At 59.3% G+C, this 26,494-nt stretch carries 23 protein-coding genes and 2 pseudogenes; 13 read left to right on the plus strand and 12 right to left on the minus strand.

Features of this window, described 5'->3' with window-relative positions:
* The first annotated feature begins 148 nt into the window (after positions 1 to 148).
* Positions 149 to 709 (plus strand): DUF2087 domain-containing protein, encoded by a 561-nt coding sequence (locus tag C8029_RS01705; protein WP_152002099.1) that lies wholly within the window; start codon positions 149 to 151, stop codon positions 707 to 709.
* A gap of 102 nt (positions 710 to 811) precedes the next feature.
* Positions 812 to 1,588, plus strand: coding sequence for an enoyl-CoA hydratase-related protein (locus C8029_RS01710; RefSeq protein WP_009571498.1), 777 nt, complete (start codon positions 812 to 814; stop codon positions 1,586 to 1,588).
* Here the strand turns inward: C8029_RS01710 and C8029_RS01715 are convergent.
* Positions 1,585 to 2,025 (minus strand): MarR family winged helix-turn-helix transcriptional regulator, encoded by a 441-nt coding sequence (locus C8029_RS01715; protein ID WP_009571497.1) that lies wholly within the window; start codon positions 2,023 to 2,025, stop codon positions 1,585 to 1,587. The genes C8029_RS01710 and C8029_RS01715 overlap by 4 nt on opposite strands.
* 70 nt (positions 2,026 to 2,095) lie before the next feature.
* On the opposite strand from C8029_RS01715, the gene C8029_RS01720 reads away from it, so the two are divergent.
* Positions 2,096 to 2,539 (plus strand): hypothetical protein, encoded by a 444-nt coding sequence (locus tag C8029_RS01720; RefSeq protein ID WP_152002100.1) that lies wholly within the window; start codon positions 2,096 to 2,098, stop codon positions 2,537 to 2,539.
* 86 nt (positions 2,540 to 2,625) lie between these two features.
* On the opposite strand, the gene gltA is transcribed toward C8029_RS01720, so the two are convergent.
* Together gltA and gltX are read right to left on the minus strand one after the other, a co-directional pair.
* The gene (gene gltA / locus C8029_RS01725; RefSeq protein WP_009571495.1) at positions 2,626 to 3,921 is read right to left on the minus strand and encodes a citrate synthase; all 1,296 of its coding nucleotides are present in this window, start codon (positions 3,919 to 3,921) and stop codon (positions 2,626 to 2,628) included.
* A 296-nt stretch (positions 3,922 to 4,217) separates the two neighbouring features.
* Entirely contained in the window at positions 4,218 to 5,675 is a 1,458-nt protein-coding gene (gltX, locus tag C8029_RS01730; protein WP_152002101.1) for a glutamate--tRNA ligase, read from the minus strand.
* A gap of 91 nt (positions 5,676 to 5,766) precedes the next feature.
* Here gltX and C8029_RS01735 point away from each other — a divergent pair, with 91 nt between their 5' ends.
* Complete coding sequence (locus C8029_RS01735) at positions 5,767 to 7,917, plus strand: ComEC/Rec2 family competence protein (protein WP_152002102.1); 2,151 nt, start codon at positions 5,767 to 5,769, stop codon at positions 7,915 to 7,917.
* 88 nt (positions 7,918 to 8,005) lie between these two features.
* Here the strand turns inward: C8029_RS01735 and lexA are convergent, their stop codons facing one another.
* From lexA to C8029_RS01760, 5 genes and pseudogenes are all read right to left on the minus strand, one after another.
* Complete coding sequence (gene lexA / locus C8029_RS01740) at positions 8,006 to 8,719, minus strand: transcriptional repressor LexA (protein WP_009571492.1); 714 nt, start codon at positions 8,717 to 8,719, stop codon at positions 8,006 to 8,008.
* Between the two features lie 387 nt (positions 8,720 to 9,106).
* A pseudogene (locus C8029_RS01745) lies at positions 9,107 to 10,278 on the minus strand (molybdopterin molybdotransferase MoeA).
* Positions 10,275 to 10,753 (minus strand): annotated as a pseudogene (gene moaC / locus C8029_RS01750) (cyclic pyranopterin monophosphate synthase MoaC). The pseudogenes C8029_RS01745 and moaC overlap by 4 nt, the downstream one beginning before the upstream one ends.
* A gap of 13 nt (positions 10,754 to 10,766) precedes the next feature.
* Complete coding sequence (trpC, locus tag C8029_RS01755; RefSeq protein ID WP_009571489.1) at positions 10,767 to 11,573, minus strand: indole-3-glycerol phosphate synthase TrpC; 807 nt, start codon at positions 11,571 to 11,573, stop codon at positions 10,767 to 10,769.
* Between the two features lie 51 nt (positions 11,574 to 11,624).
* Positions 11,625 to 12,809, minus strand: a complete 1,185-nt coding sequence (locus C8029_RS01760; protein WP_152002103.1) for a cytochrome P450 — start codon at positions 12,807 to 12,809, stop codon at positions 11,625 to 11,627.
* 178 nt (positions 12,810 to 12,987) lie between these two features.
* On the opposite strand from C8029_RS01760, the gene C8029_RS22220 reads away from it, so the two are divergent.
* The 7 genes from C8029_RS22220 (at position 12,988) to C8029_RS01790 (ending at position 20,633) form a co-directional block, all read left to right on the plus strand.
* On the plus strand, positions 12,988 to 13,728 hold the full coding sequence (locus C8029_RS22220) for a cache domain-containing protein (protein WP_226946209.1): 741 nt from the start codon (positions 12,988 to 12,990) through the stop codon (positions 13,726 to 13,728).
* A complete protein-coding gene (locus C8029_RS22225) occupies positions 13,728 to 14,726 on the plus strand; it encodes a sensor histidine kinase (RefSeq protein ID WP_226946210.1) in 999 nt (332 codons plus the stop codon). Before C8029_RS22220 ends, C8029_RS22225 begins: the two co-directional genes overlap by 1 nt.
* Positions 14,723 to 15,967 (plus strand): sigma-54-dependent transcriptional regulator, encoded by a 1,245-nt coding sequence (locus C8029_RS01770; RefSeq protein WP_152002104.1) that lies wholly within the window; start codon positions 14,723 to 14,725, stop codon positions 15,965 to 15,967. Before C8029_RS22225 ends, C8029_RS01770 begins: the two co-directional genes overlap by 4 nt.
* Positions 15,968 to 16,080: 113 nt before the next feature.
* Entirely contained in the window at positions 16,081 to 17,091 is a 1,011-nt protein-coding gene (locus C8029_RS01775; RefSeq protein ID WP_152002105.1) for a DctP family TRAP transporter solute-binding subunit, read from the plus strand.
* 329 nt (positions 17,092 to 17,420) lie between these two features.
* Complete coding sequence (locus C8029_RS01780) at positions 17,421 to 18,425, plus strand: DctP family TRAP transporter solute-binding subunit (protein ID WP_152002106.1); 1,005 nt, start codon at positions 17,421 to 17,423, stop codon at positions 18,423 to 18,425.
* A gap of 106 nt (positions 18,426 to 18,531) precedes the next feature.
* Entirely contained in the window at positions 18,532 to 19,233 is a 702-nt protein-coding gene (locus C8029_RS01785; protein WP_009571483.1) for a TRAP transporter small permease, read from the plus strand.
* Between the two features lie 5 nt (positions 19,234 to 19,238).
* Positions 19,239 to 20,633, plus strand: coding sequence for a TRAP transporter large permease (locus C8029_RS01790; RefSeq protein ID WP_009571482.1), 1,395 nt, complete (start codon positions 19,239 to 19,241; stop codon positions 20,631 to 20,633).
* 85 nt (positions 20,634 to 20,718) lie between these two features.
* Here the strand turns inward: C8029_RS01790 and trpD are convergent, their stop codons facing one another.
* On the minus strand, positions 20,719 to 21,750 hold the full coding sequence (gene trpD, locus C8029_RS01795) for an anthranilate phosphoribosyltransferase (protein ID WP_152002107.1): 1,032 nt from the start codon (positions 21,748 to 21,750) through the stop codon (positions 20,719 to 20,721).
* Positions 21,747 to 22,334, minus strand: a complete 588-nt coding sequence (locus C8029_RS01800) for an anthranilate synthase component II (protein ID WP_009571480.1) — start codon at positions 22,332 to 22,334, stop codon at positions 21,747 to 21,749. The genes trpD and C8029_RS01800 overlap by 4 nt, the downstream gene beginning before the upstream one ends.
* A gap of 568 nt (positions 22,335 to 22,902) precedes the next feature.
* Here C8029_RS01800 and C8029_RS01805 point away from each other — a divergent pair.
* Both C8029_RS01805 and C8029_RS01810 read left to right on the plus strand, forming a co-directional pair.
* Positions 22,903 to 24,081: a divergent polysaccharide deacetylase family protein gene (locus tag C8029_RS01805; RefSeq protein WP_152002108.1), complete on the plus strand. Its 1,179-nt coding sequence runs from the start codon at positions 22,903 to 22,905 to the stop codon at positions 24,079 to 24,081.
* 54 nt (positions 24,082 to 24,135) lie between these two features.
* On the plus strand, positions 24,136 to 25,572 hold the full coding sequence (locus tag C8029_RS01810) for a S1C family serine protease (protein WP_152002109.1): 1,437 nt from the start codon (positions 24,136 to 24,138) through the stop codon (positions 25,570 to 25,572).
* Between the two features lie 15 nt (positions 25,573 to 25,587).
* Here the strand turns inward: C8029_RS01810 and C8029_RS01815 are convergent, their stop codons facing one another.
* Both C8029_RS01815 and C8029_RS01820 read right to left on the minus strand, forming a co-directional pair.
* The gene (locus C8029_RS01815; protein ID WP_226946211.1) at positions 25,588 to 25,938 is read right to left on the minus strand and encodes a carboxymuconolactone decarboxylase family protein; all 351 of its coding nucleotides are present in this window, start codon (positions 25,936 to 25,938) and stop codon (positions 25,588 to 25,590) included.
* Positions 25,925 to 26,374: a MerR family transcriptional regulator gene (locus tag C8029_RS01820; protein WP_152002110.1), complete on the minus strand. Its 450-nt coding sequence runs from the start codon at positions 26,372 to 26,374 to the stop codon at positions 25,925 to 25,927. Before C8029_RS01820 ends, C8029_RS01815 begins: the two co-directional genes overlap by 14 nt.
* Positions 26,375 to 26,494: the final 120 nt, after the last annotated feature.

Here is a 26,494-nt window from a genome sequence, read left to right on the forward strand (position 1 = left end):
GTCCGCAGTTCACCGAGTCGCTGTCGTTTCCACATGGAAATACGCTGAACCTGTTTAAGCCTTTGAACACTCCCGGTTTCCGCGCGTCTTGAGCGTGGCAAGGACAGCTCCCGCACGATGTAACAGACGCGATCAACGGAGAGAACCGATGACTCGTGACGTGATTTCACTCACCCTTCCCGACGTGTCCGCCTTTGCGCGTGCGCTCAAATCCGATCTGGGCGACACGGCCCCGCCGCATCAATCGCTGTTGAATGCGATTGCCCGCGCCGGGGGCTATCGCAATTTTCAACATCTCAAAGCCACTCAAATCGGCGTCGAACCGATCATGGCTGCCGAAGGACGGGCCGTGTCACGCGCTTTGGCGCGGTTTGATGAGACCGGGCGTTTGACCTCATGGTCGACCAAACGCAAGGTTCGTCAACACGGGCTTTGGGCGCTCTGGGCTCAGGTGCCGCCGCGCCACGTGTTCTCTGAGCGCGAGATTTCCGATCTGTTCGACACCATGACCTCCTTTCGCGATGCCGCCCAAATCCGCCGTTCTTTGATTGAGGACGGGCTTTTGGAACGCAACCGCGATGGCTCGCGCTACATCCGCCTTGAGGCGCGCCCCGATGAAACCGCCTTGGCGGTGATCCGCGCCGTGATGCGCAGACGGCAGGCCAACCCCGATGTGCCTGACCGAAGTTCTGCGCTGTTTGGTCTTTGATGAGACGTCAGTCATGAAACTTGCACGATGACGGAGCGTCTCTCTTCCTTTTGGCGCCGCGATGCCTATCTTTGGGGCAACCAATCAGGGAGAGAGACGTCCATGCAGTACGACACAATTCGCTTTGAGCAGGCGGACGACATTGCCGTCGTCACCCTCAATCGCCCCGAGGTGATGAATGCGCTCAACACCCAGATGCGCGCGGAAATCACCCATGCGGTGCGCGACGCCGCCAAATCGGCGCGGGTGGTTGTGTTGACCGGCGAGGGCCGTGCGTTTTGTTCCGGTCAGGATCTGGGCGATGGGGTGAATGCCGCCACCGCCGATCTGGAACGTACGCTGCGCGATGAATATGAGCCGATGCTCCACGCCATTCATGACAGTCCGGTGCCCACCATCGCCGCTGTCAATGGCGCTGCGGCAGGGGCAGGGGCCTCTTTGGCGCTGGCCTGTGACGTGGTGATCGCCAGCCAATCCGCCGTCTTCGTTCAGGCCTTTTCGCGCATCGGCCTGATCCCGGATGCGGGTGGCACCTATGTTTTACCGCGTTTGGTCGGGCTGGCGCGTGCCATGGGGGCATCGCTGTTTGCCGATGAAATTTCGGCGGCTCAGGCGATGCAATGGGGTATGATTTACGAGGCCGTGCCTGACGCCGATTTCGACGCTCATTGGCGCGCGCGGGCCGGGTATCTGGCCAAGGGCCCGACCGTGTCCTATCGCCACCTCAAAGAGGCCATGCATGCCTCCTATGACAACACTCTGGCCCAGCAATTGACCCTTGAGGCGAAGTTGCAAAACCACTGCGGCCAAACCCGCGATTTCAAAGAGGGTGTCATCGCCTTTTTGGAAAAGCGCAAACCCAAATATGAAGGTCGTTAAGTCTCAGACAGGTTTGCGACGACCTTTGCCATCAGCGCGGTGAAATCGGCGCGCTCCTGATCGCTCATGCCTTGGGTCGCCAGATCATTGACCTCAGTCGCCTCCTCGATCGCAGGGTCTCTGAGCCCCCGCGCGCGTTCCGTCAGCCAGACGGTCTGCACCCGTGCATCCGCCTCATGCGCGCGCCGGATCACCAAACCGTCCCGCTCCATCCGCGACAGCGTGTTGGCCATGGTCGCCTGTTCGACGCCCAGCTCCCGCACCAGCTCGCGCTGCGTTTGGCCCTCTTTCTCCCAAAGCGCCAGCATCACGGGGAAGGTGCCGGTGGACAGGCCCAGTGGTTTGATCCGGTCCTGAATGGCACGGATGAAGAGCCGGGCCATGTGGTTCACCTGATAGCCTTCGGAGTGCGCGCGGGAAAATTTAGTCTGTGTCATGAGGCTTGTTTTTCACAATATAGCTTGCTATGCAAATATATATAGCAAGCTATTAATGTGGAGACTCACCATGCTGCCCAAATTCCATGCTGCCTTCGGGGCGGCGGCCCTCCTGATCATTGCGACCTTCTGGGCTGCCACGGTCACGACGATTGTAATCGGGGATAAATACCTCATCGTCATGGCAAAAACCGGTATCGCCTGGGGTCTTTGGGCGCTCATTCCGATGCTGATCCTGACAGGTTTATCCGGCAATCGCCTCGGCCAGAACCTGCGCGGGCCGCTGATCGGCGCCAAACAAAAGCGGATGAAGATCATCGCTTTCAACGGGATCATTTTCCTCGTGCCCTCTGCGCTCATCCTCTTGCCTCTCGCGATGCAAGGGCAGGGCGGGCTGCCTTATTGGGGCATCCAGACGGTGGAGCCGTTGGCTGGCGCCGCCACCATCACGCTTTTGAGCTTCAACATGCGTGACGGATTGCGGCTCTCGCGTCGCCGCGCGGGTTCGGCGTGATCCGTTTCCATAGTTGCCAAAAAACTCAAAGAAAAACCCGCCTCTTTTGAAGCGGGTTTCGCATTTTTCAGAAAATCGACAGGATCTTAGCGGTCTTCGACATTCACATAGGGGCGTTCGGTTGCGCCGGTGTAAAGTTGACGCGGACGACCGATTTTCATCGCCGGATCTTCGATCATCTCTTTCCACTGCGAAATCCAGCCGACGGTGCGCGAGAGCGCAAAGATCGGGGTGAACATCGCAGTCGGGAAACCCATGGCCTCCAAAATGATGCCGGAGTAGAAATCGACGTTCGGGAACAGTTTCTTGTCGTGGAAATACGGATCGGCAAGCGCTTGTTTTTCCAACTCTTTTGCGACCTGAAGCGTCGGGTTGTTGTCCACACCCAAGAGTTCCAAAACCTCGTCGGCGGACTGTTTCATCACCGTCGCGCGGGGATCGAAGTTTTTGTAAACGCGGTGACCAAAGCCCATCAGGCGGAACGGATCGTTCTTGTCCTTGGCGCGGGCGATGTATTCCGGGATACGGTCCACGGTGCCAATTTCGCGCAGCATTTCAAGACAGGCCTGGTTGGCACCACCATGCGCCGGACCCCAAAGACAGGCGATGCCCGCAGCGATACAGGCGAACGGGTTGGCACCCGAAGAGGAGGCCAAACGCACGGTCGAGGTCGAAGCGTTTTGTTCGTGATCGGCATGCAGCGTAAAGATCCGGTCCATGGCGCGGGCCAGGATCGGGTTCACCACATATTCTTCGGCAGGGACCGAGAAACACATGTGCAAGAAGTTGGACGCGTAATCCAAATCGTTGCGCGGGTAGACCATCGGCTGACCGATTGTGTATTTATAGGCCATCGCCGCGATCGTCGGCATTTTTGCCAACAAACGGATGGTCGCCACTTCGCGCTGATGCGCATCGGCGATGTCGATCGAGTCGTGGTAGAAGGCAGACATGGCGCCGACAACACCGACCATAATGGCCATCGGATGCGCGTCACGACGGAAGCCGGTGAAGAATTTATGCATCTGCTCATGCACCATGGTGTGACGGGTCACCAGCGCCTCGAAGTCTTCCATTTCTTTCGCGGTCGGCAGGGCCCCGTAAAGCAACAGGTAGCACACTTCGAGGAAATGCGATTTTTCGGCCAGTTCACCGATGGTGTAGCCCCGGTGCAAAAGAACGCCTTCGTCCCCGTCGATAAAGGTGATGGCACTGTCGCAGGCGGCGGTGGAGGTAAAGCCCGGATCGTAAGTGAAAACACCGGCCTGGCCGTAGAGTTTTCGGATGTCGATCACGTCAGGCCCCACGGTGGGCGAATAAATCGGAAGATCGAAAGTCTTGCCGTCAAGCGTCAGGGTCGCGGTCTTTTGAGTGTCTGCCATGGTCGTTCCTTCGGTTGGCAACGGTGCCCTTTTGATCCGCGTCTGCAGACGCCAAAGGGCCGTTGGTGATCAGGCGAGCGCCCAAGAAACTCTCGGGCACCGTCTTGGCTTGGGAACCTCATATCTGGTTCCAGTTCCGATCCCGCGGGCGAGGGGGGCGCATATTCTGCGAGGCCTTACCCTACGGGCGTCCGAAGCCTGTCCAGCCTCGGCATAAATCTCATGTGACCGTCACCAAAACGCTTCGGTCACCACATGCCGAAGTGACCCTGATCTCAGGTGGTCTTTCGGCCAAATTAAGCAGTCCCGCCCGTTTGTTCAGGCTCACTTGCCATAAAATCCGCGATCCGGGCGAGGCTTTCGTCGCGGCCCAAAACCACCATCATATCAAGCACGCTTGGGGTTGCACTGCGGCCAGCGAGGGCGGATCTCAAAGGCGCGGCCACCTTGCCAAACCCGATCTCTTGCGCCTCCATAACGCGGCCGACAGCCTCCTCCAACGCGTCGCGCTCCCAGCTAACACTTTGCAGGTGCGGCGTCAATTCTTCCAGTATACCGTTGGATACTGAACCCACCAGTTTTTGCGCCTTTTCATCCATCGAAACAGGTCGATCCACCAAGGCAAATCGTGCTTTTTCAATGAGTTGCGGATATGTCTTGGCCGAGCCTTTGAGAAACGGCAGAGACGCCAAAAGCCGCGTTTGCTGTGCATCCGTCAATTTTGTCTCACCGGCGGCGGCAAGATAGCCGATGATTTCGCCCAAGATTTCGGCATCTTCCATCACCGCAAGATGCTGACCACAGATGTTTTCAAGTTTTTTGGTGTCAAACCGTGCCGGAGCCTTATTGATTCCATCCAGTTCAAACCATTCTTGCGCCTGCGCATCGGTGAAAAACTCATCATCGCCATGGCTCCACCCCAGCCGCGCCAAATAGTTGCGCATCCCGGCGGCGGGGTAACCCATGGCCTGATATTCCTTGACCCCGGTCGCGCCGTGGCGCTTCGACATTTTCTTGCCATCAGGCCCAAAAATCAAAGGGATATGGGCATAAACCGGGAGGGGCCAGCCCATCGCAGTATAGATCGTCATCTGGCGTGCAGCGTTGCTCAGGTGGTCATCTCCACGGATCACATGGGTCACCCCCATGTCGTGATCATCGACGACCACGGCCAACATATAGGTGGGTGTGCCATCCGAACGTAACACGATCATGTCATCAAGCAATTCGTTCTTGAACGTCACCTCGCCTTGCACAGCGTCTTGCACCACGGTGACACCCTCGCGCGGGGCTTTCATGCGGATCACATAGGGCGCATCGGGGTAGGTGCTTGGGTCGGCGTCACGCCACGGGCTGCGGTAGAGCGTGGATGTCCCCTCGGCCCGCGCTGCCTCGCGAAAGGCTTCGATCTCCTCTTGGGTGGCGAAACATTTATAGGCGGTGCCTGCCGCCAACATCTGATGCGCGACCTCGGCGTGGCGCCCGGCGCGTTCGAATTGGCTTACCGCCTCGCCGTCATAGTCCAGGCCCAGCCACGCCATCCCGTCCAAAATGCCCTGCGTTGCCTCGGGGGTAGACCGCGCCCGATCCGTGTCCTCGATCCGCATCAAAAACGTGCCACCATGGCCGCGCGCAAACAGCCAGTTGAACAGGGCTGTGCGGGCGGTGCCGATATGCATATCGCCGGTGGGCGAGGGGGCGATACGGGTGACAACAGGAGAGGTTTTGGCGGATGCGGAAGAGGTGGCGGACATGCGAGAATTAACCCTTTGGTAACCAAGATTGCGCCATGATGGCAGACAGGTGTTGAGCACGGAATAAGGGAACGGGGATAGGGAAACAAGGGTGCGCCTCTTCACGCTCATTGCACAGGTGCCTCTCGATATCGTCGACGCGCAACGCGGGCGGCTTTTCCTTTGGCTGCCCGTGTGTTTCGGCATCGGCATTGGCGTGTTTTTCGCCCAATCTCTGGAACCCTCGGTCACCCTGCTGGGCGTGATCCTCGCCGGGGTCATCCTGGGCCTTTTGGCCCTGATCAAAACCCCGCCGCGCGTAGCCCCTCTGTTGATCGCGATGCTGACGGTTTCAATGGGTTTTTTCGCGGCAGGGTTGCGCAGCCATATGGTCTCTGAGCCGGTGCTGACCTTCCGCTATTACGGCCCGGTCGAGGGGCGGGTGATCCATATCGACCGCTCCGCCTCCGACGCCCTGCGCCTGACTTTGGATCGGGTCACGTTGCGGAACTTTTCCCCGGACCGCACGCTCTATAAGGTCCGTATTTCGCTGTATGGCGACCAAAGCTTTGTCGCCCCCGAACCCGGTATGCGCCTTGCACTGACCGCCCATTTGTCGCCGCCCTCCGGCCCCGCTGAACCCGGCGCGTTCGAGTTTCAACGCATGGCCTGGTTCGACAAGCTGGGCGCGGTCGGTTACACCCGCGTGCCCGCCCTGCGCATCGCTGACACCGATCGCTCGCTCACGCTTTGGGTCCATCGTCTGCGCCAAACCCTGTCCTCGGCGCTCCAATCCCAAATCCCCGGCCAACCCGGTGCCTTCGCCGCCGCCATCCTCACCGGCGACCGATCCGGCATCACCTTGGACACGGCCGAGGCCCTGCGCGGGGCCAACCTGTCGCATCTCTTGGCGATTTCAGGTCTGCATATGGGGCTTTTGACCGGGTCCGTGTTCTTTGCCCTGCGCCTCTGCCTCGCCATGTTTCCCGGCGCAGCACTTACTTGGCCGCTCAAGAAAATCGCCGCCTCCGGCGCATTGGCCGCAGGGCTGTTTTACCTCGCGCTCTCCGGTTTCAACGTCGCCACGGAACGCGCTTTTGTCATGGTCTCAGTCATGCTTGTCGCCGTGCTGTTGGACCGCCAAGCCATTTCCTTACGTGCCGTCGCCATTGCCGCTCTTTTGATCCTCGTGTTGCGTCCCGAAGTCCTGCCCGAACCCGGCTTTCAAATGTCTTTTGCCGCCACCACCGCCCTTGTCGCCGTTTTCACTATCGTACGCCGATTGCGGTTGATGTCGGGCTGGCCCACTTGGCTGCGCGGGATTGCCACGGTCGTTCTGTCCTCTGCCGTGGCGGGGATCGCCACCGCTCCGGTTGCTGCCGCGCATTTCAATCGCATCGCGGATTTCGGCCTGTTGGCCAATGTCATTTCCGTGCCGATGATGGGTGCTGTGATCATGCCCGCCGCCATTTTAGCACTCCTGCTGACGCCCTTCGGGCTTCAAGGCCTTGCTCTTGCCGTCATGGGCGGTGGCATCCGGTGGATTTTGGCGGTGGCCCATATGGTCTCGGGCTGGGACGGCGCGGTCAGTCACCTTGCCGCCCCGCCGCCCGAGACCTTGCCGCTCATCGCGATCGGCGGCATTTTTGTTATCCTTTGGCGTGGGCGCGGACAGCTTTTGGGCATCTTGCCGGTGTTGGCCGGGTTTGTGCTTTGGTTCATGGCGGATCGCCCGGCGCTTTTGATCTCGGATGATGGCAGTTTGATCGGTCGGATCGGGGCCGAGGGGCGGGTGCTGAACAAAGCCAAAGGCGCGGGCTTTGTCGCCTCTGTCTGGTTGGAGAATGACGGCGATTTTGCCGATCAAATCACGGCCGCCGCCCGCGATATGCCGGTTTTGGACCTGCCCGGTCTGAGCATCGCCCATGTCAGCGGACGAGGCTGGCAGGAGGCCACCCGCAGGGCCTGTGTCGACCATGATTTCGTGGTGATCAACCAGATTTGGCAGGAGGCAGTGCCGGAGGGCTGTCTTTTGGTGGATGTTGGTTTCCTACGTCAAAGCGGCGCTTTGGCGCTCTCGCCTCGGGGCGAGACGGTGGAGATGCGCACGGCCTATGCCACCTCCGGTGTGCGCCTTTGGAACACGCCCGCCTTGCGTGGGCCGCGCGGGGGCGAGGCGCGAGAGGTGCGCGATGCATTACCGCCCATGGTTTTGGGAGCACGGTTTGCCCCCGATACGGTGCGTTTGGCGAACAGGCAATAAACCGACGGAAACGAAAAACATGACGGAAACGAAATCATAAAAAACCGCCACCAAAGGGGACTTTGATGGCGGTTTTAGCAATGCGCGATCAATAGCTGCGGATCAGGCCCACAAGTTTGCCCTGTACCTCGACCTGATGGGCGGGCAATACGCGGGTTTCAAAGGCCGGGTTCGCCGCCTCCAAAGCCACCATATCGCCTTGGCGTTTGTAGCGTTTGAGCGTGGTTTCATAGCCTTCGACCATTGCCACAACGATGTCGCCATTGTTGGCACTTGAGGTCTCGCGGATGACCACAATATCGCCGTGGTTAATCCCGGCCTCGATCATGGATTCGCCTTTGACTTCAAGTGCATAGTGATTGCCGTGGCCGGAAAGCATTGACCCCGGCACAGCCACGTTCATCGTCCCGTCAGAGACCGCTTCAATCGGCACGCCCGCGGCAATTTTGCCCATGATCGGCAGGTTGATCGCAGAGACCACCTCCACATCCAAAGCATGGCTCGGCGGCGGGCTGTTGGGGTGGTCGCCGTCGATCACGCGCGGTGAAAATCCGGCGGAGGTCGGCGCGGTCGATGGCCCCCCCATGGATTCGGGCAGTTTCACAATCTCGATAGCGCGGGCGCGGTGGGCGAGGCGGCGAATAAATCCACGCTCTTCCAAAGCGGTGATCAAGCGGTGAATGCCCGATTTCGAGCGCAGATCCAGCGCTTCTTTCATTTCATCAAAGGAGGGTGGTACGCCGTCCTTGTGCATCCGCGTGTTGATAAATTCCAACAGCTGGAGTTGTTTGCGTGTCAGCATCTGCTCGGTCCTCTTCCCCGGTTCGGGATCGTTTGGTCCCGATTGGATCGGGCCGTGGGTCACGGCATCCCCCGAAAGCGTTTTGACCCAATGCACCGGCACGGACGGGATCACGCCCGAAATCCGCATCGTTAATTGGTCATTACGCCCAATCTGGCCCTTTTGTCCAAAGGCGACAGGTCCGCCATTGTCCGCGAGTCCCCAGACGGGTTTTGCACCATGTTCTAATAATGTTCTACCGTCGTTCCCGAAATGTGTCAACGTTCCTCTCCTTTTGGACCGCGCGGCTTTGGGCCTGTTGCGGAGAGAAGATGGGAGCTTGGTTAATTCGGCGTTAAAACGTACGGTCGATTTGGAAAATTTTATCAAAAGGCGCCTGAGTAAAATTCAGAGCGCAATATAGGTGACGATTTCTCCGCATATGCGCGCCGGATCAAGCGGCGGGCGGACCAAAAGCACATTGGCCGAGGACAGGATCGACATCAGCGAGCTGTCTTGGCGCTCAAAGGGGCGAATGCCGCCGGTTTCAAGCCGCGCCCGCATATAATGAGCCCGCGGACCGTTTGAGGAAATATCCTGTAAAAGCGGGGCTTTATGGTGCGGGGCAGGGGCGGCGGGCAGGCCTTGCATTGCGCAGAGTGCGGGGATCAAAAACAGCTTGGCCGTGACCAAAGAGGACACCGGATTGCCCGGCAGGCCGATCATCAAAGCCCCGTTCAACCGCCCCGCCATCAAAGGTTTGCCGGGCCGCATCGCCACTTTGTAAAACGCCCGATCCAAGCCCATGTCAGCGGCGACCTTGCCAACCAAATCATGATCGCCCACCGAGCTCCGCCGATGCTGACGATCGCATCCGCGCCTTGGGCCAACTCAAACGTTGCGCGCAACGCGGTCTCATTGTCGGGCGCGATGGGCAACATCCGCGCGATCCCGCCGGCCTCTTCGATCATCGCGGCCAAGCCGAAAGAATTCGAGGCGATGATTTGCGACGGCCCAGGCGTTTCGCCCGGCATGACCAATTCGTCGCCCGTGGCGATCAGGGCCACGACGGGGCGGCGGCTGACGCGGACCTCGGGAATGTTCATCGCGGCCAAAAGCGCCACATCTTGCGCGCTCAGGCGGCGCGGGGCCGTGACCCGGTCACCGACGCGAAAATCGCCGCCAAGGGGGCGGATGTTGGTGTTCTCTGACAAGGTCTCGGTGACGGTGATGACATCGCCCTCGCGCGTCACGTCCTCTTGGATGATCACGCGGGTGACGCCCTCAGGCACCGGCGCGCCAGTGAAAATGCGTATGGCGCAGCCTTTGGACAACGTGCCGTCAAACCCGTGACCTGCGGCGGATTCACCGACAACGGTGAACTGCGCCCCCACGGGCACATCAAGGTCCAACACCCCGTAGCCATCCATCGCCGAAGAGGCAAAGGGCGGCTGGTCGCGTTTGGCCACGGCATCCTCGGCCAAGACGCGGCCATGGGCGTGGCGCAGCGGCACGGTTTCCAGCTCAAGTGGGCTGCACAGGGCAAAGATTTTGTCGAGTGCTTCCGCGACAGAAATCATTGACCCGCCTCATACACCCCGGATTTTCCACCCTCTTTGCGCAGCAATCGAGTTGGCCCGATTTCCATGCCTTTTTCGGCGGCTTTGAGCATGTCGTAGATGGTCAAGGCGGCAATCGAGGCGGCGGTGAGCGCCTCCATTTCCACGCCGGTTTGCCCCGATGTTTTCACCGTGGCGCGGATGCGCACGCCGGGTAGGGTCTCGTCAGGGGTCAAATCCAAGGTCACTTTGGTGATCGGCAAAGGATGGCACAAAGGGATCAGATCAGCGGTCTTTTTCGCCGCCATGATGCCCGCAAGCCGTGCGACACCCAACACATCGCCCTTTTTCGCCGTGCCTTGCACGACCAAGGCCAACGTCTCAGGCGTCATCGTGACCGAAGACTCCGCCACGGCCAAACGATCCGTGACCGCTTTGCCGGAAACATCGACCATATGGCGTTGCCAGAGTCGTCAAAATGGGTGAGTTCGGCCATAAGCGCGCCTCCGTTACAGCGTGGCTGGGGCTGGGTTGGCCAAAAGCGCGCGGGTGGCGGCCTCGACATCGTCTTGCCGCATCAGGCTTTCGCCAATGAGGAAACAGCGCGCGCCATATCCTGCCATGTCGGCCAAATCTTCGGGGGTGAACAACCCACTTTCGCAGACTAGTGTGCGCTCGGGCGGCGCGAGTTTGGAGAGCATGCGGGTGGTGTCCAATGTGGTTTCAAAGGTCTTAAGATTGCGGTTGTTGATGCCCAGAAGCGGCGATTTCAACACCTGTGCCCGTTCCAATTCCTCGGCGTCATGCACCTCGACCAACACATCCATGCCCCATGCAAAAGCGGCATCTTCCAACTCAACCGCTTGCGCGTCGGACACCGAGGCCATGATGATCAGGATCGCATCTGCCCCCCAAGCGCGGGCCTCGGTGATCTGATACGGGTCATACATGAAATCCTTGCGCAAGACGGGTAGGGACACCGCCGCGCGGGCTTGCACCAAAAACTCCGGTGCGCCTTGGAAGGACGGCGTGTCGGTCAGCACCGACAGGCAGGTTGCGCCACCCGCCTCATAGGCGCGCGCGATGCTGGGCGGATCGAAATCCGGCCGGATCAAGCCCTTGGAGGGGGAGGCCTTTTTGACCTCCGCGATCAACCCATAGCCGGTTGTGGCGGCCTGTTGCAGCGCCAAGCCAAAGCCGCGCACGGGGCTTTGGGTCTTGGCTGTCGCCTCCAACTCCGAGAGCGGCACGGCGGTCTTTGCCGCAGCCACCTCTTCGAGTTTATAGGCTTTGATTTTATCGAGTACGGTTGCCATGGGGCAGGGATACCTTGGGTTGGGATCAAAGGAAAGATGTCAAACGCGCCATCAGGTTCGTACCATGAGCCGTTCCAGCCCATGAAAATGCCAGGTCTGGGCATAGCGCGGCACCTCAAGCAGGCGCAGGTTGGGGCAGCGGGCAAACAGGATCGGCAGGGCCACCCGCAATTCAAGCCGCGCCAAGGGGGCGCCGACGCAAAAATGAATACCGGCGCCAAAGGCCATGTTTTGTTTCACCGGACGGGTCGGATCAAACACATTAGGATCGTCCCACGCGTCATCATCACGCCCCGCCGCGCCGAGCAAAAGCCCGATCTTGTCGCCGCGTTTCAACGCTTGGCCCAAAAACGTGGTGTCCTCGTAGACCCAGCGTTGGAACAGATGCAGCGGCGGATCAAAGCGGATCACCTCTTCGATCACCCCGTCAATGCGCCCGTCCATGATCATCTCACGCGGGGTGTGATGTTCAAGCAGGGTCTTCACCGCGATGCCAAGACTGTGCACCGTTGCCTCATGGCCAGCGTTCAGCAACAGGATACAGGTGGTGATCAACTCATCGGTCGATAGCTTTTCGCCCTCTTCCTCAGCGGCAATCAGGCTGGTGATCAGATCATCGGCGGGGGAGGACCGGCGCTCGTCAACATAGCCGCGCATAAAGGCGGCAAACTCCGTGGCGGCGGTTGCCGCCGCCCTCTCGATCTCAATCGTGCGCCCCGGCGTGTAGACCGCGACCATGGCGTTGGACCACCCCAAAAGCTGTTCGCTCATCGCTTCGGGCACGCCCAAAAGCCGACAAATAATCCGCACCGGCACCATTTTGCAAAAGGCGGGCAACAGGTCAAAATCCGCATCTTGCGGGAAGTGGTCAATCAAATCATTGGTGATCTCTTCCAGATCGGGCACCAAGCCCTTGATCCGCCGGGACGTAAACGCCCGCAGCACCAGCCCGCGCAACCGCTTGTGCCGGTCGCCCTCAAGCTCCAACATCGAATGGTCTTCGATGTCATAAAACGGGCGCAGATGCACCGGGATGTCGGGCTCAAACCCGCTTGGCGCCTCGCGGCCAAACCGCGCGTCACGCAGCGCCATCGACACGCCATCATAGCCCGCAATCACCGGAAGGCCCAAGTCCTCCCACCACACCATGCGACCCGCCTCACGCAGGTGATCGTAAAACGGATAGGGGTTTTGGACAAAACCGGGGTCGGTGGGGGCGCAGCTGAGTTTTTTCATTGTTTATGTTTTCGCGGTCTGTTTTTCAGGGTCTGTTTTTCATGGCGCGAACTTGTCGGGAACCGCTTTCCTTTGCAAGACAGGTTTTCTACTCTCGGTTCAGATGACCACAGAGCACACCCCAGCCCTTGATCCGGCCTCCCCCCCGGTCCACCCCCGCCTGTCTTGGGCGTTGGGGATGTTCGTCGCTGTCGTGGCCTTTGGGCTTTTGGTCTTTGGTCTGAGTTTTCGGGCGGGGTTGGATCAGGCGTCTGCACGGGGCGCATCTGATTTGGCCTTGGCCTCGGATCGGTTGACCACGGGCCTGCAACGCTACCGCGAATTGGCGGTGTTCCTGTCGGATCACCCCACTGTTTGGGCGCGGGCGCTCAGCCCCGATCAATCTGCGGACGTCGCCCGCGCCGCCACCGATGTGTTGCAAAATCTGGCGGATAAAACCGGCGCGCATTCGTTGATGTTGGTGGCCCGCGATGGGACTGTTTTGGCCGCGGCGGGCGAACAGACTCTGCCCAAAGGGGCTCAAGCCGCCTTTAACCGTGCCATGAGCGGAGCGTTGGGCGTGGCGCATTTTGTCGACACCGACCAGCAGCGCCGCTATGTGTTTGCCGCCCCGGTTTTTGATCCGGGCGGCCCGGCCCGCGCCGCCGTGATCGTCAACGTCAACATCGGCCTGTTGGAATGGGGCTGGCCGACCGAACCCTCGGCGATCTATTTCACCGATGACTATGGCGTGGTCTTCGTGTCCAACCGTTCCGAATTGGTGCTGCGTGGCGGCTTGGCCGGGCCGATGCCGGTCACCGCGCGCCGTCAGATTTCGGGCCATGATCTTTGGTTGCATGAGGCCGGGCCCTATATTCCCTCGCCCGCGCTGCACATCACCCAGCCCCTGCCGGTCGTCGCTTGGAGGCCGAATTGCTGATGGATCTCAAACCGGTGATCGCGCTCTCAAGCCTTCAGGCCGGGATGGCGTCGGCGCTGGCTTTGGTCTTTGCGACGTTTTGGTTTTTCGCCCGTGAACGCAGACGCACCTTGGCCGAGGCCAACACACGGCTGGAGGCCCGTGTGGCGACCCGCACCCAGGCGCTGGAAATCGCCAACCGCGACCTGACCCGCGAGGTCACAGAGCGGCTTGAGGCCGAAGCCCGCCTCAAACGCGTCCAAGCCGATTTGGTGCAGGCCGGGAAACTTTCGGCCCTGGGCGAAATGTCGGCGGGGATCAGCCACGAATTGAACCAGCCGCTGATGGCGATCCGGTCCTTTGCCGAGAATGCACAGGCGTTTTTAGAGCGCGACAATGCGGCCAAGGCGGCGGAAAATCTGGGCCGGATTTCCGAACTGGCGCGCCGCATGGGCCGGATCATCAAAAACCTGCGCGCCTTTGCCAGACAAGAATCCGAGACCATCACCAATGTCGAACTGACCGCAGTGGTCGAGGCGGCGTTGGAAATGACCCTGGGCAAGGTCGCGCGGGCGGGGGTCACTTTGGACTGGACGCCGGGGGAACCGGTCTGGGTGCGTGGCGGCGAGGTGCGGTTGCAACAGGTGGTGATGAACCTGTTGTCCAATGCGGTGGACGCGATGTCGGACAGTCCTGATAAACGGATTGAGATTCGCATATCTGCGGGCCAGGCGGGAGTCACACCCACCCGGCTGACTGTGGCCGACACCGGGCCGGGCATCGCCGAGCCGGACAAAATCTTTGATCCGTTCTACACCACCAAAGAGGTCGGCGCGTCCGAGGGCATGGGGTTGGGCCTGTCGATTTCTTACGGCTTGATCCAATCTTTCGGCGGGCGCATTCGCGGCGCCAATCGCGCCCAAGAGGGGCATCCGCCGAAGGGGGCGATTTTCACCATCGAATTGATCCCGGCACGTTTGACAGCAGGTTTGACACTGGCACAGGAGGCGGATGAATGAACCGGGCAGGGCGCGTGGAACGGGTTTTATTGGTCGATGATGACGCTTCGGTACGTGAGGCTCTGGGGCAGACGCTGGAGCTGGCCCATCTCGTGCCGACCCTGGCGGGCAGCTATATCGAGGCTAAAGATCACATCACGCCCCGCTTTGAGGGGGTGATCGTATCCGACATTCGGATGCCCGGCAAAGACGGCTTTGCCTTATTGGAGTTCGCCCAATCGGTCGATGCGGAATTGCCGGTGATCTTGCTGACGGGGGAGGGCGATGTGCCGATGGCGGTGCGCGGCATCTCGTCTGGGGCTTTTGATTTTTTGGAAAAACCCTGCGCCCCGAAAGACTTGATTGCCGTGGTCGAAAAGGCGCTGAAAACCCGCGCGCTGGTGTTGGAAAACCGGCGGTTGAAACGGCAAGTGGCCCAAGGCGATGCCGCCGCACGGCTGTTGCGCGGCACCTCCGAGTTCTCCAAGCGGATGCGCGAAGAGGCCCGCGCGGTGGCGCGCTCCGCCGCCGATGTGTTGGTCACGGGCGAGCCGGGCGTGGGCACCGCGAAAATGGCCGAGGTGGTGCATTTGCTCTCGGCGGGCTCCATGGCACCGTTTTTGAAATTTCCGGCGGTGTCGCAAACCCCCGAAAGCCTCGCCGCCGCCTTTGACGCCGCCAAGGATGGTTCGGTGTTTTTGGATGAAATCGTCGCCCTGTCGCGTCCGACGCAATTCGCGCTTTTGGAACTGCTCGAAGGCCATGATCGCCCGCGCCTGATCGCGGGCACCTATGCCGATCTGCGCCATGAGACTATTGAAGGGACGTTTTCGCCCGATCTGTTTTACCGGCTTGAGGCGGCGGTGATCCGCATTCCGCCTCTGCGCGAACGGCGCGAAGACATCCCGACCTTGTTTCGTCATTACGTTGATATTGCTTGCGAGCAATCCGACCTGCCGGTGCCGGAGATCACGCCTGAGGTGATTTCCAACCTGATTGCACAGGATTGGCCGGGCAATGCGCGCAGCCTGATGAATGCAGCGATGCGCTTTGCCATGGGCTTGTCCGAAGGCGAGGCGCAAGAGGACGAATTGGGACTGGCCGAACAATTGGCGCAAGTCGAACGTTCGCTCTTGATCGCCGCGCTGCAACGCCACGGTGGCAATGCCACAGAGGCGGCGAAGGGATTGAAATTGCCGCGTAAAACCTTTTACGACAAGCTCGCGCGCCACGGCGTGCGGGCGGAATTGTATCGCGGTTGAGACCCTTGCTGTGCCTCTAAAGCATGATCTGATACCTTGCTAAAATATGCGACCTTTGTTTCCTGCCTCCAGTCCCGACCGAAAGCACGGGACGAAATACGGGAGGGAAATCCATGAGAAATTTGACCTGCGCCTTGGCCGCTGGACTGTTGACGCTGTCCGTCTCTGGCGCGTTCGCCGGAACCGAAGGCTGTGATCCGGGTGAGATGGTGATCAAGTTCAGCCATATCGTGAACACAGACAAACACCCGAAAGGCATCGCCGCGACACTTTTGGTGAACCGGGTGAACGCAGAGATGGACGGGACCGCCTGTATGGAGGTTTACCCCAACGCCACGCTCTATAACGATGACCAAGTGTTGGAGGCGATGCTTCAGGGCGATGTCCAACTTGCGGCTCCGTCCTTGTCGAAATTCGAATCCTTCACCAAGCAATTCCGCATTTTCGATCTGCCGTTCATGTTTAAAAACATGGAGGCCGTGGATGCGTTTCAGGCCTCGGACACCGGGCAGGCGATGAAAGAAGGCATGGTGCGGCGTGGGCTTTTGGGCCTTGAGTTTTGGCACAATGGCATGAAACAAATCACCGCCAACAGGCCGCTTGTCATGCCAGAAGATGTGGCCGGACTCAAAATGCGGGTTCAGCCCGCCGAGGTGATCATTGAACAGATGCGCGCCCTGAACGCCAACCCGCAACCACTGGCCTTTCCTGAGGTGTATGGCGCGTTGCAAACCGGCGTCGTGGATGGTCAGCAAAACACCTGGTCCAACATTTATGGCCAAAAGTTCCATGAGGTTCAGGAGGGGGCAACCGAGACCAACCACCTGTTGCTTGACTATATGGTCGTGACCTCGGTCGATTGGTGGGAGAGCCTCGATGCGGATGTCAGAGATCAGTTTGCCACCATCCTTCATGAGGTGACCGTGGCGCGCAATGGCGAGTCTGAGCGGGTCAATCAGGAGGCCAAAGACGGGATTTTGGCAGCAGGCGGTGTCGTGCGCACCCTGACGCCCGAACAGCGCCAAGCCTGGGTCGATGCGATGAAACCCGTTTGGAAAATGTTTGAGGCCGATGTGGGCGCAGACAACATTGCCGCCGCGCAGGACTTCAACGCGCGCAATTGAGCGCAATTGAGCGTGATGTGTGCGACGCGGCAGGGGCTGAGTCGCGCAGGTCGCGATGTTTTGAATATCTGTGATGTGTGCGGATTTTCGCACGTCTGAGAAAGTTGGGCGTGTGGGGATCCGCACACCATGCAGATGCAGCATGGCTGCTATGCGCTTGAGCTGTGCTGCAACCAAATGAAAAATAAAGGGAATTATAAAATTTTCACGCCTCCGTCACGAAACCTTGTTCCAAATCTCTTGCCCCTGTTTGGTCTGCCCCAGAGGTGTACGGGCCAAAATCGCGTGCACCGCGACTGACATTCGATTTCATGACAGGGAGGAAACCCATGAAATTTCTTGCAACCGCTGCCACCGCACTCGCGCTCACCGCAACCGGGGCTTTTGCCGATACGATGGGCTGTGATGCTGGCGAAATGGTGATCAAATTCAGCCATGTCACCAACACCGACAAACACCCGAAAGGCATTGCTGCGAACCTGTTTATGGAGCGGGTGAATGCCGAGATGGACGGCAAAGCCTGTGTCGAGGTCTACCCGAACTCCACGCTCTATAACGATGACCAAGTGCTGGAAGCGATGCTTCAGGGCGACGTTCAAATGGCGGCACCGTCGCTGTCGAAATTTGAATCCTTTACCAAAGTTTACCGCATTTTCGATCTGCCCTTCATGTTCAAGAACATGGAGGCCGTCGAGGAGTTCCAAAGCTCCGAAGTCGGGCAGAACATGAAAGAAGTCATGGTGCGCCGCGGGCTTTTGGGCCTTGGGTTCTGGCACAATGGTCTGAAACAATTCTCTGCCAACAAACCGCTTGTGATGCCCGAAGATGCCGCAGGCCTGAAATTCCGGGTGCAGCCCTCCGACGTGTTGGTCGCCCAGATGGAAGCGCTCGATGCCTCGCCGCAGCCAATGGCCTTTTCCGAGGTCTACGGCGCGCTGCAAACCGGCGTTGTCGATGGTCAGGAAAACACATGGTCCAATGTCTACGGCCAGAAATTCTTTGAGGTTCAGGACGGCACCACAGAAACCAACCACGGCGTGCTTGACTATATGGTCGTGACCTCCGTCGATTGGTGGGAAGGGCTGGATGCCGACACCCGCGATCAATTGGCAACGATCATGAACGAAGTGACCGCCGAGCGGAACGCCGCGATTGCCGAAGTGGACGCAGACAACCGTCAGGCTGTGTTGACGGCAGGCGGTGTGATCCGTGAATTGACCGATGAGCAACGTCAGGCCTGGGTCGATGTGATGAAACCGGTTTGGGCACAGTTTGAAGCCGATGTCGGCGCAGACAACATTGCCGCAGCGCAAGAGATCAATGCCAAAAACTAAGGCTTAAGCCTTTGAACACGAACGGTTCCCGCGCATTTGACGCGGGGCCGTTTTCTGCATCCTTTGCCCGTATCCGGGCATCTGGGGCCAAAAGAGGGGGCCAGTGATGACACAATCTCAAGACAACCTGCCTACAACGCCCATCGCCGAGTTTTTCGACGCTTTGGAAGAAAACCTGATCGCTTTGATTTTGGGACTGATGACGCTGGTCACTTTTGTGAATGTGGTGATGCGCTACCTGTTCAATGACTCCCTGATTTGGGGGCTTGAGGTGGTGCTGATCCTGTTTGCGTGGCTGGTGCTTTTGGGCATCCCTTACGGGTTTAAAAAGACCTCGCATCTGGGTGTGGATGCAGTGATCAACATGCTGCCTTCGCGGGGGCACCGGATTTTGGCCATCCTTTCGGCGCTGGCCTGTGTCGTCTATGCGGCGCTTTTAATGAAAGGCGCGTGGGATTACTGGGCACCCTTCGCCGGGCTTCAGCCCACAACAGGCCGCTGGTTCCCGACTGGCATCGACTCGGGCGTGCGCGACCGGGCGTTTTATGTCACCGATCAAATCCCGATGCTGGGGATTTTCCGCTGGTTGGAGGCGGCGATCAACTATGGCGACAGCTATGACAAGTTGCCCCGCGTTGTGCCCTATTTCATCATCCCGCTCTCCGCCGCCCTTTTGCTCTTGCGCGTGGTTCAGGCGACGATCCGCATCATCCTTGGCACCCAGTCGATCCTGATCGTTTCCCATGAAGCCGAAGAAGACGTCGAGCGTGTCGCGGCCCATCCTGCGCACCCCGAATACGAGGAATAACCCCTATGGATGTCATCCTTCTTTTCGTCATGATCATCGGGCTCCTGCTGATCGGCGTGCCGATTGCGGTCTCTTTGGGCCTGTCCTCGATGATCTTTTTGTTGGTCTTCTCCGACACCTCCCTGGCCTCCGTCGCTCAATCTTTATACCAAGCGATGGCCGGGCATTACACGCTCCTGGCGATCCCGTTTTTCATCCTCGCCTCCTCCTTCATGTCGACGGGCGGCGTGGCCACGCGCATCGTGCGGTTTTCCATCGCCTGCGTCGGCCATATGCATGGCGGTTTGGCGATTGCGGGCGTGTTTGCCTGTATGATCTTTGCAGCTCTGTCCGGCTCATCGCCTGCGACTGTGGTGGCCATCGGCTCCATCGTCATCGCGGCGATGCGCAAAATGGGCTATTCGCGGGACTTTGCCGCGGGCGTGATCTGTAACGCGGGCACTTTGGGCATCCTGATCCCGCCCTCCATCGTGATGGTGGTCTATGCCTCCGCCGTGGACGTGTCGGTCGGTCGGATGTTCCTTGCAGGCGTCATTCCGGGCATTTTGGCGGGCACGATGTTGATGATTGCGATCTATGTCATCGCGCGGATCAAGCACCTGCCAAAAGGCGAATGGGCGGGCTGGGGCGAGATCTACGCCTCGTTCAAAGACGCGTTTTGGGGCCTGATGTTGATCGTCATCATCATGGTCGGCATTTACGGCGTTCCGGGCCTCACTGGCGCGATCTTTACGCCGACCGAAGCCGCCGCCGTTGCCTCCGTTTATGCCTTCCTGGTGGCCTCCTTTGTCTATCGTGACATGGGACCACTGGCGGGGCGGAACGGGGCGGGACCGACCCCTTTGTTGCGAAAACCGCAGGCCTTGCTCACCGCATGGTTTCACGCAGACACGCGCCAGACCCTGTTTGATGCGGGCAAGCTGACCGTGATGTTGATGTTCATCATCGCCAACGCTTTGATCCTCAAACATGTGCTGACCGACGAACAAATCCCACAACAAATCGCCAATGCGATGCTGTCGGCGGGCTTCGGCAAAATCATGTTCCTGATCATGGTCAACGTCATTTTGCTTATTGGTGGCCAGTTCATGGAACCGTCGGGCCTGATCGTCATTGTTGCACCCTTGGTGTTCCCGATTGCGATTGAACTTGGGGTGGACCCGATCCATCTGGGTATCATCATGGTGGTGAACATGGAGATTGGCATGATCACGCCGCCGGTGGGTCTGAACCTGTTCGTCACCTCCGGCGTCGCCGGGATGCCGATGATGGCGGTGGTCCGCGCGGCGCTGCCGTTCCTTGCGATCCTCTTTGTGTTCTTGATCCTTGTGACCTATGTGCCGTGGATTTCGACGGTTCTGCCGAATGCGTTGATGGGGCCTGAGATTATAACGAAGTGATCTGAGCCCAAAGCACAGACATGAAAAAGGGGCCTCTTGGGCCCCTTTTGTTTGAGTATTTAGGTCACGGTAAAGGTGTGACGCTTTAATGCCGTGAGGTCAGTTCCGCCAGCGCGGTCAGGCGACCGATGGCCTCACCTGAGGCGATGCTCTCTTTGGCAATCTCGACGCCGTCTTTCAGGGTTGCCGCCTTGTCCGCCACAACCAATGCCGCCGCCGCGTTGAATAGGACCGCATCGCGATAGGCGCCGGTTTCGCCGTTCAACAGCGCAATCATCGCGGCGCTGTTTTCCTGTGGTGTGCCGCCAAGGATGTCTTTCAGGCGATGCACCGGCAGGCCCGCGTCTTCGGGGTGGATTTCCATTGATTTGATCACGTCACCGTCAAGGGCCGCCACCGCCGTTGTGCCAGTGATCGAGATTTCATCCATCCCATCCGCGCCATGCACCAGCCAGGCTTTTTCAGAGCCGAGCATTTGCAGCGTTTCGGCCATCGGAAAGATCAGATCAGGGGCGAAAGCCCCGGTGAGTTGACGTTTCACGCCCGCCGGGTTGGTCAGGGGGCCCAAGATGTTGAAAATGGTTTTACAGCCCAATTCGACCCGCACAGGCCCGACATATTTCATTGCCGGGTGGTGCATCGGTGCCATCATAAAGCCGATGCCAATCTCGCGCAGCGCCTCTTCGACGACGTCCTTGCCGACCATGACATTGACGCCACTGACCGACAGCGCATCGGCCGCGCCCGATTTCGAGGACAGGTTGCGGTTGCCGTGTTTGGCCACGGGCACGCCTGCGCCGGCGACGACAAAGGCGGTGGCGGTGGAGATGTTGAGCGTGCCCAAGCCGTCACCGCCAGTGCCGACGATGTCCATCGCGCCCTCAGGCGCCGTGACCTTGACGCATTTGGCGCGCATCACCGAAGCGGCTGCGGCATATTCCGACACCGCCTCGCCGCGCGCGCGCATGGCCATCAAAAAGCCGCCGATCTGGGCGTCGGTTGCTTGGCCTTCAAACAGAATTTCAAAGGCCTCCACCGCCTGCGACCGGCTCAATGGTCCCTCGGAGGCGGCAAAAATCAGCGGTTTCATCGCATTGGGGTTTGCAGGTGCGCTCATGCCGCTTCCTCCGCTTTGAGTTGATTGAGAAAGGTGCCGATCATCTCGTGACCATGTTCGGACCGGATGCTTTCCGGGTGAAATTGCACGCCTTCAATCGGCAGGGTTTTGTGACGCAGCCCCATGATGGTGCCATCCGCCAATTCCGCCGTGACCTCAAGACAGTCGGGCAGGGTGGCGCGGTCGACGATCAGCGAATGGTAGCGCGTGCCTTGCAAGGGCGAGGGCAGGCCGGCAAAGACGCCTTTGCCCTGATGATAAATCTCGCCCATCTTGCCATGCACGATCTCATGACAGCGCACGACGTTGCCACCAAAGGCCTCGCCAATGGATTGATGTCCCAAGCAGACGCCAAACAACGGAATGCCCGCATCGGCTGCGGCATGAACCAAAGGCACACAAATGCCCGCCTCATGCGGCGTTTTCGGTCCGGGTGACAACACAATACCAGACGGGCGCAACGCCATGGCCTCTTGCACGTTCAAAGCATCATTGCGCACCACCTTGGCTTGCCACCCCATCTCGCCAATGTAATGGACGAGGTTGTAGGTAAAACTGTCGTAATTATCGATCAGAAGCAGCATCGCTTTGGTCCTTTGGCGTGACATGACGCGGTGAAATCCGCACATAAATCCGCACTGGCACCGGCCAAGCGCCGCGCGGGGAGAGTTTGTGGCATGAAAGGGGGATGATCCTTTGATAAAGCCGGGTTATACATGGTCACAAGGACCTCAGAGGGTCAAGGGGTTCGCCTTGATCAAAAAGGTGTAATCACGGCCTGATACCGCTGATCGTAAAAGGGCCGATAGAGCAAATGACAGGGCCGATGTGTGTGACACATCCGGCAACAGGGCAAGGAGCGCCAAAGACAATGGGGCGGGGAATTTTCACTGGGTTGATTTGGGGCGGTGTCGTTGGATTTGGAATCCTGACGGTCGCAAATGAGATCGTCGCACCTGTGACGTTGGAGATGACCCCAGTGGCGTCGGCCCCAGTGGCATCACCCCCTGCGTCCGCCGAGACGCAAGTGATCCCAGAGGGTACAACAGAGGCCGCCCCCGCCTTGACCACCGCGCCTGAGGGCGAGGACGCCCCGGAGATTGCCCCGGATATGGCCGCGGCGACCCAAACCGGTCTGGCACCCAGCCTGATGTGCGCACGCCCGAGGGCCAGGAAACGCCGCCCGAGGCTGAAACAGCCGCCGCAGCCGCCCCGGACATCACCGCCCCCACCGGGCCACAATTCGCGCCCGACGACACAATGGAGACGGCGGCAAAAGCGCCCGCAATCGAACCGGTTTTGACCCCGCCGCTAGGGCTGGCCCCCGAAGCGGAAGCCCCAGACGCGCTCCCGACTGCGGAAGAGAGCGTGCCGGGATCAACGCCTGAAGGATCGGATGTCGCACCAAACATGCCCGGATTGCCGGAAAGCAGCTCGGTCGACACTGTGCTGATGGATACCACACCTGAGACGCCGCCGGTGCCTGGCGACCCGGTCCAAGAACAGACCGACAGTCTTCTGGCACCACAAGGCGAGACCCAACTGGGCGAAAAAGTTGGCTCTTTCACCGACCGGGACGACGCCCGCAAATCCTCGCGCTTGCCGTCTATTTCGGCGCAACCCACCCCGGATGACGCGGTCCCCATGGTACTGGCCGATGATCTTCCCGCCCTTGTGGCCTTTTCCGCCGATTATGCCGGGACACCAACAGGGCCGATGATGAGCATCGTTTTGGTGGATATTGCCGAGCTTGGCCCCAATGATCCGATCCTGTCCAAACTGCCGTTTCCGGTCACTTTTGCCGTTGATGCGGTGGCGGCGCGGGCGGGCGATCGGGCCAAGACCTACCGCGACAAGGGGCTCGAGGTCATGGCCATGGTGTCCTTGCCCGAAGGCGCGACACCGCAAGACGTCTCTGTGACCTTGCAACAGGCCGCTGAGCTTGTGCCGGTGTCTATTGGCTTTTTGGACGTCCCCTCGGGCACCTTCCAAAGCTCGCGCACCATCGCCGCCCAAGTCGTGGCCAGCGCCCAGGACAGCGGGCGGGGGCTTTTGACCTTCCCGCGGGGGCTCAATGCCTTGGAGCAGGAAGCCCAGCGGGCCGATGCGCCCGCCGCCCTTGTGTTTCGCGATTTCGATGGCCGCGGCCAAGACATCGCCGCGATCAAACGGTTCCTCGACCAAGCAGCCTTCCGCGCCAATATTGACGAGAAAATCGTCCTCTTGGGCCGCTCAAGACCGGAGACACTTCAGGCTCTGGCCGAATGGTCCCTGGGCAACCGCGCGGCGGCGGTCTCGATCGTGCCTCTGTCCTATTTGCTGACGCATTGAGTGTGTCATGATCTTGCCCACTGAAGCTGGAACACTGTAGGGGAGGAGGTGGAAATGAATGCAATTCTGCGCGTTTTGCTTTGTGTTTGGCTTGCTCTGCAGGCAGAACAGGCCGTGTCGCAGGAGTACGATCACCTTTTTACGCCCTTCACACCAAGTCACTACAGTCAAAATGAATTGCGTTTCTTGCAACTAGGGTTGGCATTGGAAGGTCACTACAATGGCCTTTTAGACGGAGCATGGGGCCGCATTTCCAACACTGCCATAACGCGTTATGCACGGGACACCTTTGATGAGGCACCCCTTGAAATACATGCAGCGCTCATCGCGTATTTGGCCGCCGATTTTTTGGAACGCGATGGTTGGGAGATCAGATATTATGACAGTTTAGGCCTGTCTTTTCTGATCCCGACGCGGGCGCTTATCGAAGCTCAATCCACGCCAAATTTGTTAAACTATGAGCACTCGAAAAGTTCGCTGAACTATTCCATCGGCTTTGGCGATTTACGAAAGGCCGAAGCATTGCATGAGTATGCGTACCGTTTTCACGCTGGGCCAAACCCCATATACACTGTGCGGAAACAGGGGATGGCGATCACCTCTGCCACAAACGCGTCCGGCCAAACGCTTTATGTACGATCACTGTTTTGGCAGGGGCAGTGGTCAACGCTGATGATTTCTGCCGAACGCCAAGACGCCGCCCTTTTGGCCGCTGTGGCGGCCAGCATCGCGACAGAGAAATACGCTCAGCTTTATGTACCCCGCGGAGGTTACCTTTTCTCCATTGCTGCGACAGCGGCGGATCTCCTTGATGCGGCAGAGTGGGACGGTCAAGAAACGGCTGTCGCCACTCCGCCCAGATCCTCTGAGGAAGCCTCAGATGGATCGTCTTCAGGCACAGGGTTTATCGTCTCTGACGCCGGACACGTTCTGACCAATGCGCATGTGGTTGAGGGATGCAATAGCCTTGAGGTCAATGGTATGCCCGCCGAGCTCATAACGGTCTCAACCAGCTTTGATTTGGCGCTTGTGCAATCATCGGATAGTTTAGGCACACAGATTGCGCCTTTTTCCCCATCCACCGCCCGCCTCAATCAAGACGTCATTGTTGTCGGATACCCGTTGGCCGGGTTGCTTGGCGGTGTGAATGTGACACGCGGGGCTGTTTCGAGTGTGACAGGCCTTGGGGGAGAGGAGACGACCATGCAAATCTCCGCTCCCGTTCAGCCCGGTAATTCTGGCGGGCCCGTCCTCTCTGACACGGGCGCGGTCTTGGGCGTTGTTGTTTCAAAACTCGATGCGATGGTGGTGGCCGATGCCATTGGCGATATTCCGCAAAATATCAACTTTGCGATTCGAGGTGAGGCCGCGCGTCTTTTTTTATCCCTAAACTCTGTGACGCCGGTGATGAGTGACATTATATCTCCACTTTCGTCCATTGAACTGGCTGAGCAGGCAACAAAATTCACGGTTTTCATCACCTGTGATTGATCCGCAAGAGGGGGGTTAGATCCCCTGATCCTCACGACGTGCGAACACCGCCTTGGCTGCGGCAAACCCGTTGAGGGCGGCGGGGAAGCCGGCGTAGACGGACATTTGCATCAGGATTTCGGTGATCTCCACCCGTGTCAGGCCAACATTCAGCCCGGCTTCAATATGGACCTCCAATTGCGGGCGTGCTGTGCCCATGGCGCAAAGCGCGGCGATGGTGGCGATTTCGCGGTCGCGTAGGCTGAGGTCCGGGCGGCTGTAAATATCGCCAAAGGGAAATTCCAACAGGTAGGTGGCAAAATCCGGCGCGATCCCGGCCAGCGAAGCGATCACGTTTTCGCCTGCCTCGCCGTCAATCGCGGCCATGGCGGCCGTGCCGCGCTCCAATCGGGTCTGTGGTGTTGCCTTTGGTGTTGTCGGTGTCATTTGGGTCTGCGTCATTTGGGTCCATCCTTTCAGTCTCGCCATATCCGGCGATTTTGGTGTCGAGGACGGTGAGGGCGCTATGAAGCTCATTCAGATGCGCACGCACCCGGTCGCGATGTTCACTCAAAAGTGCGGCGCGCGCCGGGCCAGTGCTGTCGCCTTGGGCGCGCAGCTTGGCATAGCGGAGCATGTCGCGGATCGGCATTCCGGTGGTTTTCAATCGGGACAGAAACCCGATCCAGACCACGCTGTCTTCGCCATAATCGCGCCGCCCGGAGCCATCGCGATGGGCATAGGGCAAAAGCCCGATCCGTTCGTAATAGCGAATGGTGTGGGCCGTGATCCCAGTGCGTTTCGCCAAATCTCCGATCTTCATGCCACCCTCTTTTCTTCGACGCTTCCGACCCTAGGGCTTTGAGCGCACTCTAAGTCAAGAGCGGATTTGCACGTCACGCGTGCTTGACAGGCTGCGACATTTTGTCGTGAACTTGCGGCG

The sequence above is a fragment of the Roseobacter sp. TSBP12 genome, assembly GCF_009129705.1.
Lineage (GTDB): Bacteria > Pseudomonadota > Alphaproteobacteria > Rhodobacterales > Rhodobacteraceae > Celeribacter > Celeribacter baekdonensis_A.

Coding starts and splice junctions, on each gene's coding strand:
- C8029_RS01705 (WP_152002099.1), top strand. CDS start 149: ATGACTCGTGACGTGATTTCACTCACCCTTCCCGACGTGTCCGCCTTT.
- C8029_RS01710 (WP_009571498.1), top strand. CDS start 812: ATGCAGTACGACACAATTCGCTTTGAGCAGGCGGACGACATTGCCGTC.
- C8029_RS01715 (WP_009571497.1), bottom strand. CDS start 2,025: ATGACACAGACTAAATTTTCCCGCGCGCACTCCGAAGGCTATCAGGTG.
- C8029_RS01720 (WP_152002100.1), top strand. CDS start 2,096: ATGCTGCCCAAATTCCATGCTGCCTTCGGGGCGGCGGCCCTCCTGATC.
- gltA (WP_009571495.1), bottom strand. CDS start 3,921: ATGGCAGACACTCAAAAGACCGCGACCCTGACGCTTGACGGCAAGACT.
- gltX (WP_152002101.1), bottom strand. CDS start 5,675: ATGTCCGCCACCTCTTCCGCATCCGCCAAAACCTCTCCTGTTGTCACC.
- lexA (WP_009571492.1), bottom strand. CDS start 8,719: ATGCTGACACGCAAACAACTCCAGCTGTTGGAATTTATCAACACGCGG.
- trpC (WP_009571489.1), bottom strand. CDS start 11,573: ATGGCAACCGTACTCGATAAAATCAAAGCCTATAAACTCGAAGAGGTG.
- C8029_RS01760 (WP_152002103.1), bottom strand. CDS start 12,809: ATGAAAAAACTCAGCTGCGCCCCCACCGACCCCGGTTTTGTCCAAAAC.
- C8029_RS22220 (WP_226946209.1), top strand. CDS start 12,988: ATGTTCGTCGCTGTCGTGGCCTTTGGGCTTTTGGTCTTTGGTCTGAGT.
- C8029_RS22225 (WP_226946210.1), top strand. CDS start 13,728: ATGGATCTCAAACCGGTGATCGCGCTCTCAAGCCTTCAGGCCGGGATG.
- C8029_RS01770 (WP_152002104.1), top strand. CDS start 14,723: ATGAACCGGGCAGGGCGCGTGGAACGGGTTTTATTGGTCGATGATGAC.
- C8029_RS01775 (WP_152002105.1), top strand. CDS start 16,081: ATGAGAAATTTGACCTGCGCCTTGGCCGCTGGACTGTTGACGCTGTCC.
- C8029_RS01780 (WP_152002106.1), top strand. CDS start 17,421: ATGAAATTTCTTGCAACCGCTGCCACCGCACTCGCGCTCACCGCAACC.
- C8029_RS01785 (WP_009571483.1), top strand. CDS start 18,532: ATGACACAATCTCAAGACAACCTGCCTACAACGCCCATCGCCGAGTTT.
- C8029_RS01790 (WP_009571482.1), top strand. CDS start 19,239: ATGGATGTCATCCTTCTTTTCGTCATGATCATCGGGCTCCTGCTGATC.
- trpD (WP_152002107.1), bottom strand. CDS start 21,750: ATGAGCGCACCTGCAAACCCCAATGCGATGAAACCGCTGATTTTTGCC.
- C8029_RS01800 (WP_009571480.1), bottom strand. CDS start 22,334: ATGCTGCTTCTGATCGATAATTACGACAGTTTTACCTACAACCTCGTC.
- C8029_RS01810 (WP_152002109.1), top strand. CDS start 24,136: ATGAATGCAATTCTGCGCGTTTTGCTTTGTGTTTGGCTTGCTCTGCAG.
- C8029_RS01815 (WP_226946211.1), bottom strand. CDS start 25,938: ATGGCCGCGATTGACGGCGAGGCAGGCGAAAACGTGATCGCTTCGCTG.
- C8029_RS01820 (WP_152002110.1), bottom strand. CDS start 26,374: ATGAAGATCGGAGATTTGGCGAAACGCACTGGGATCACGGCCCACACC.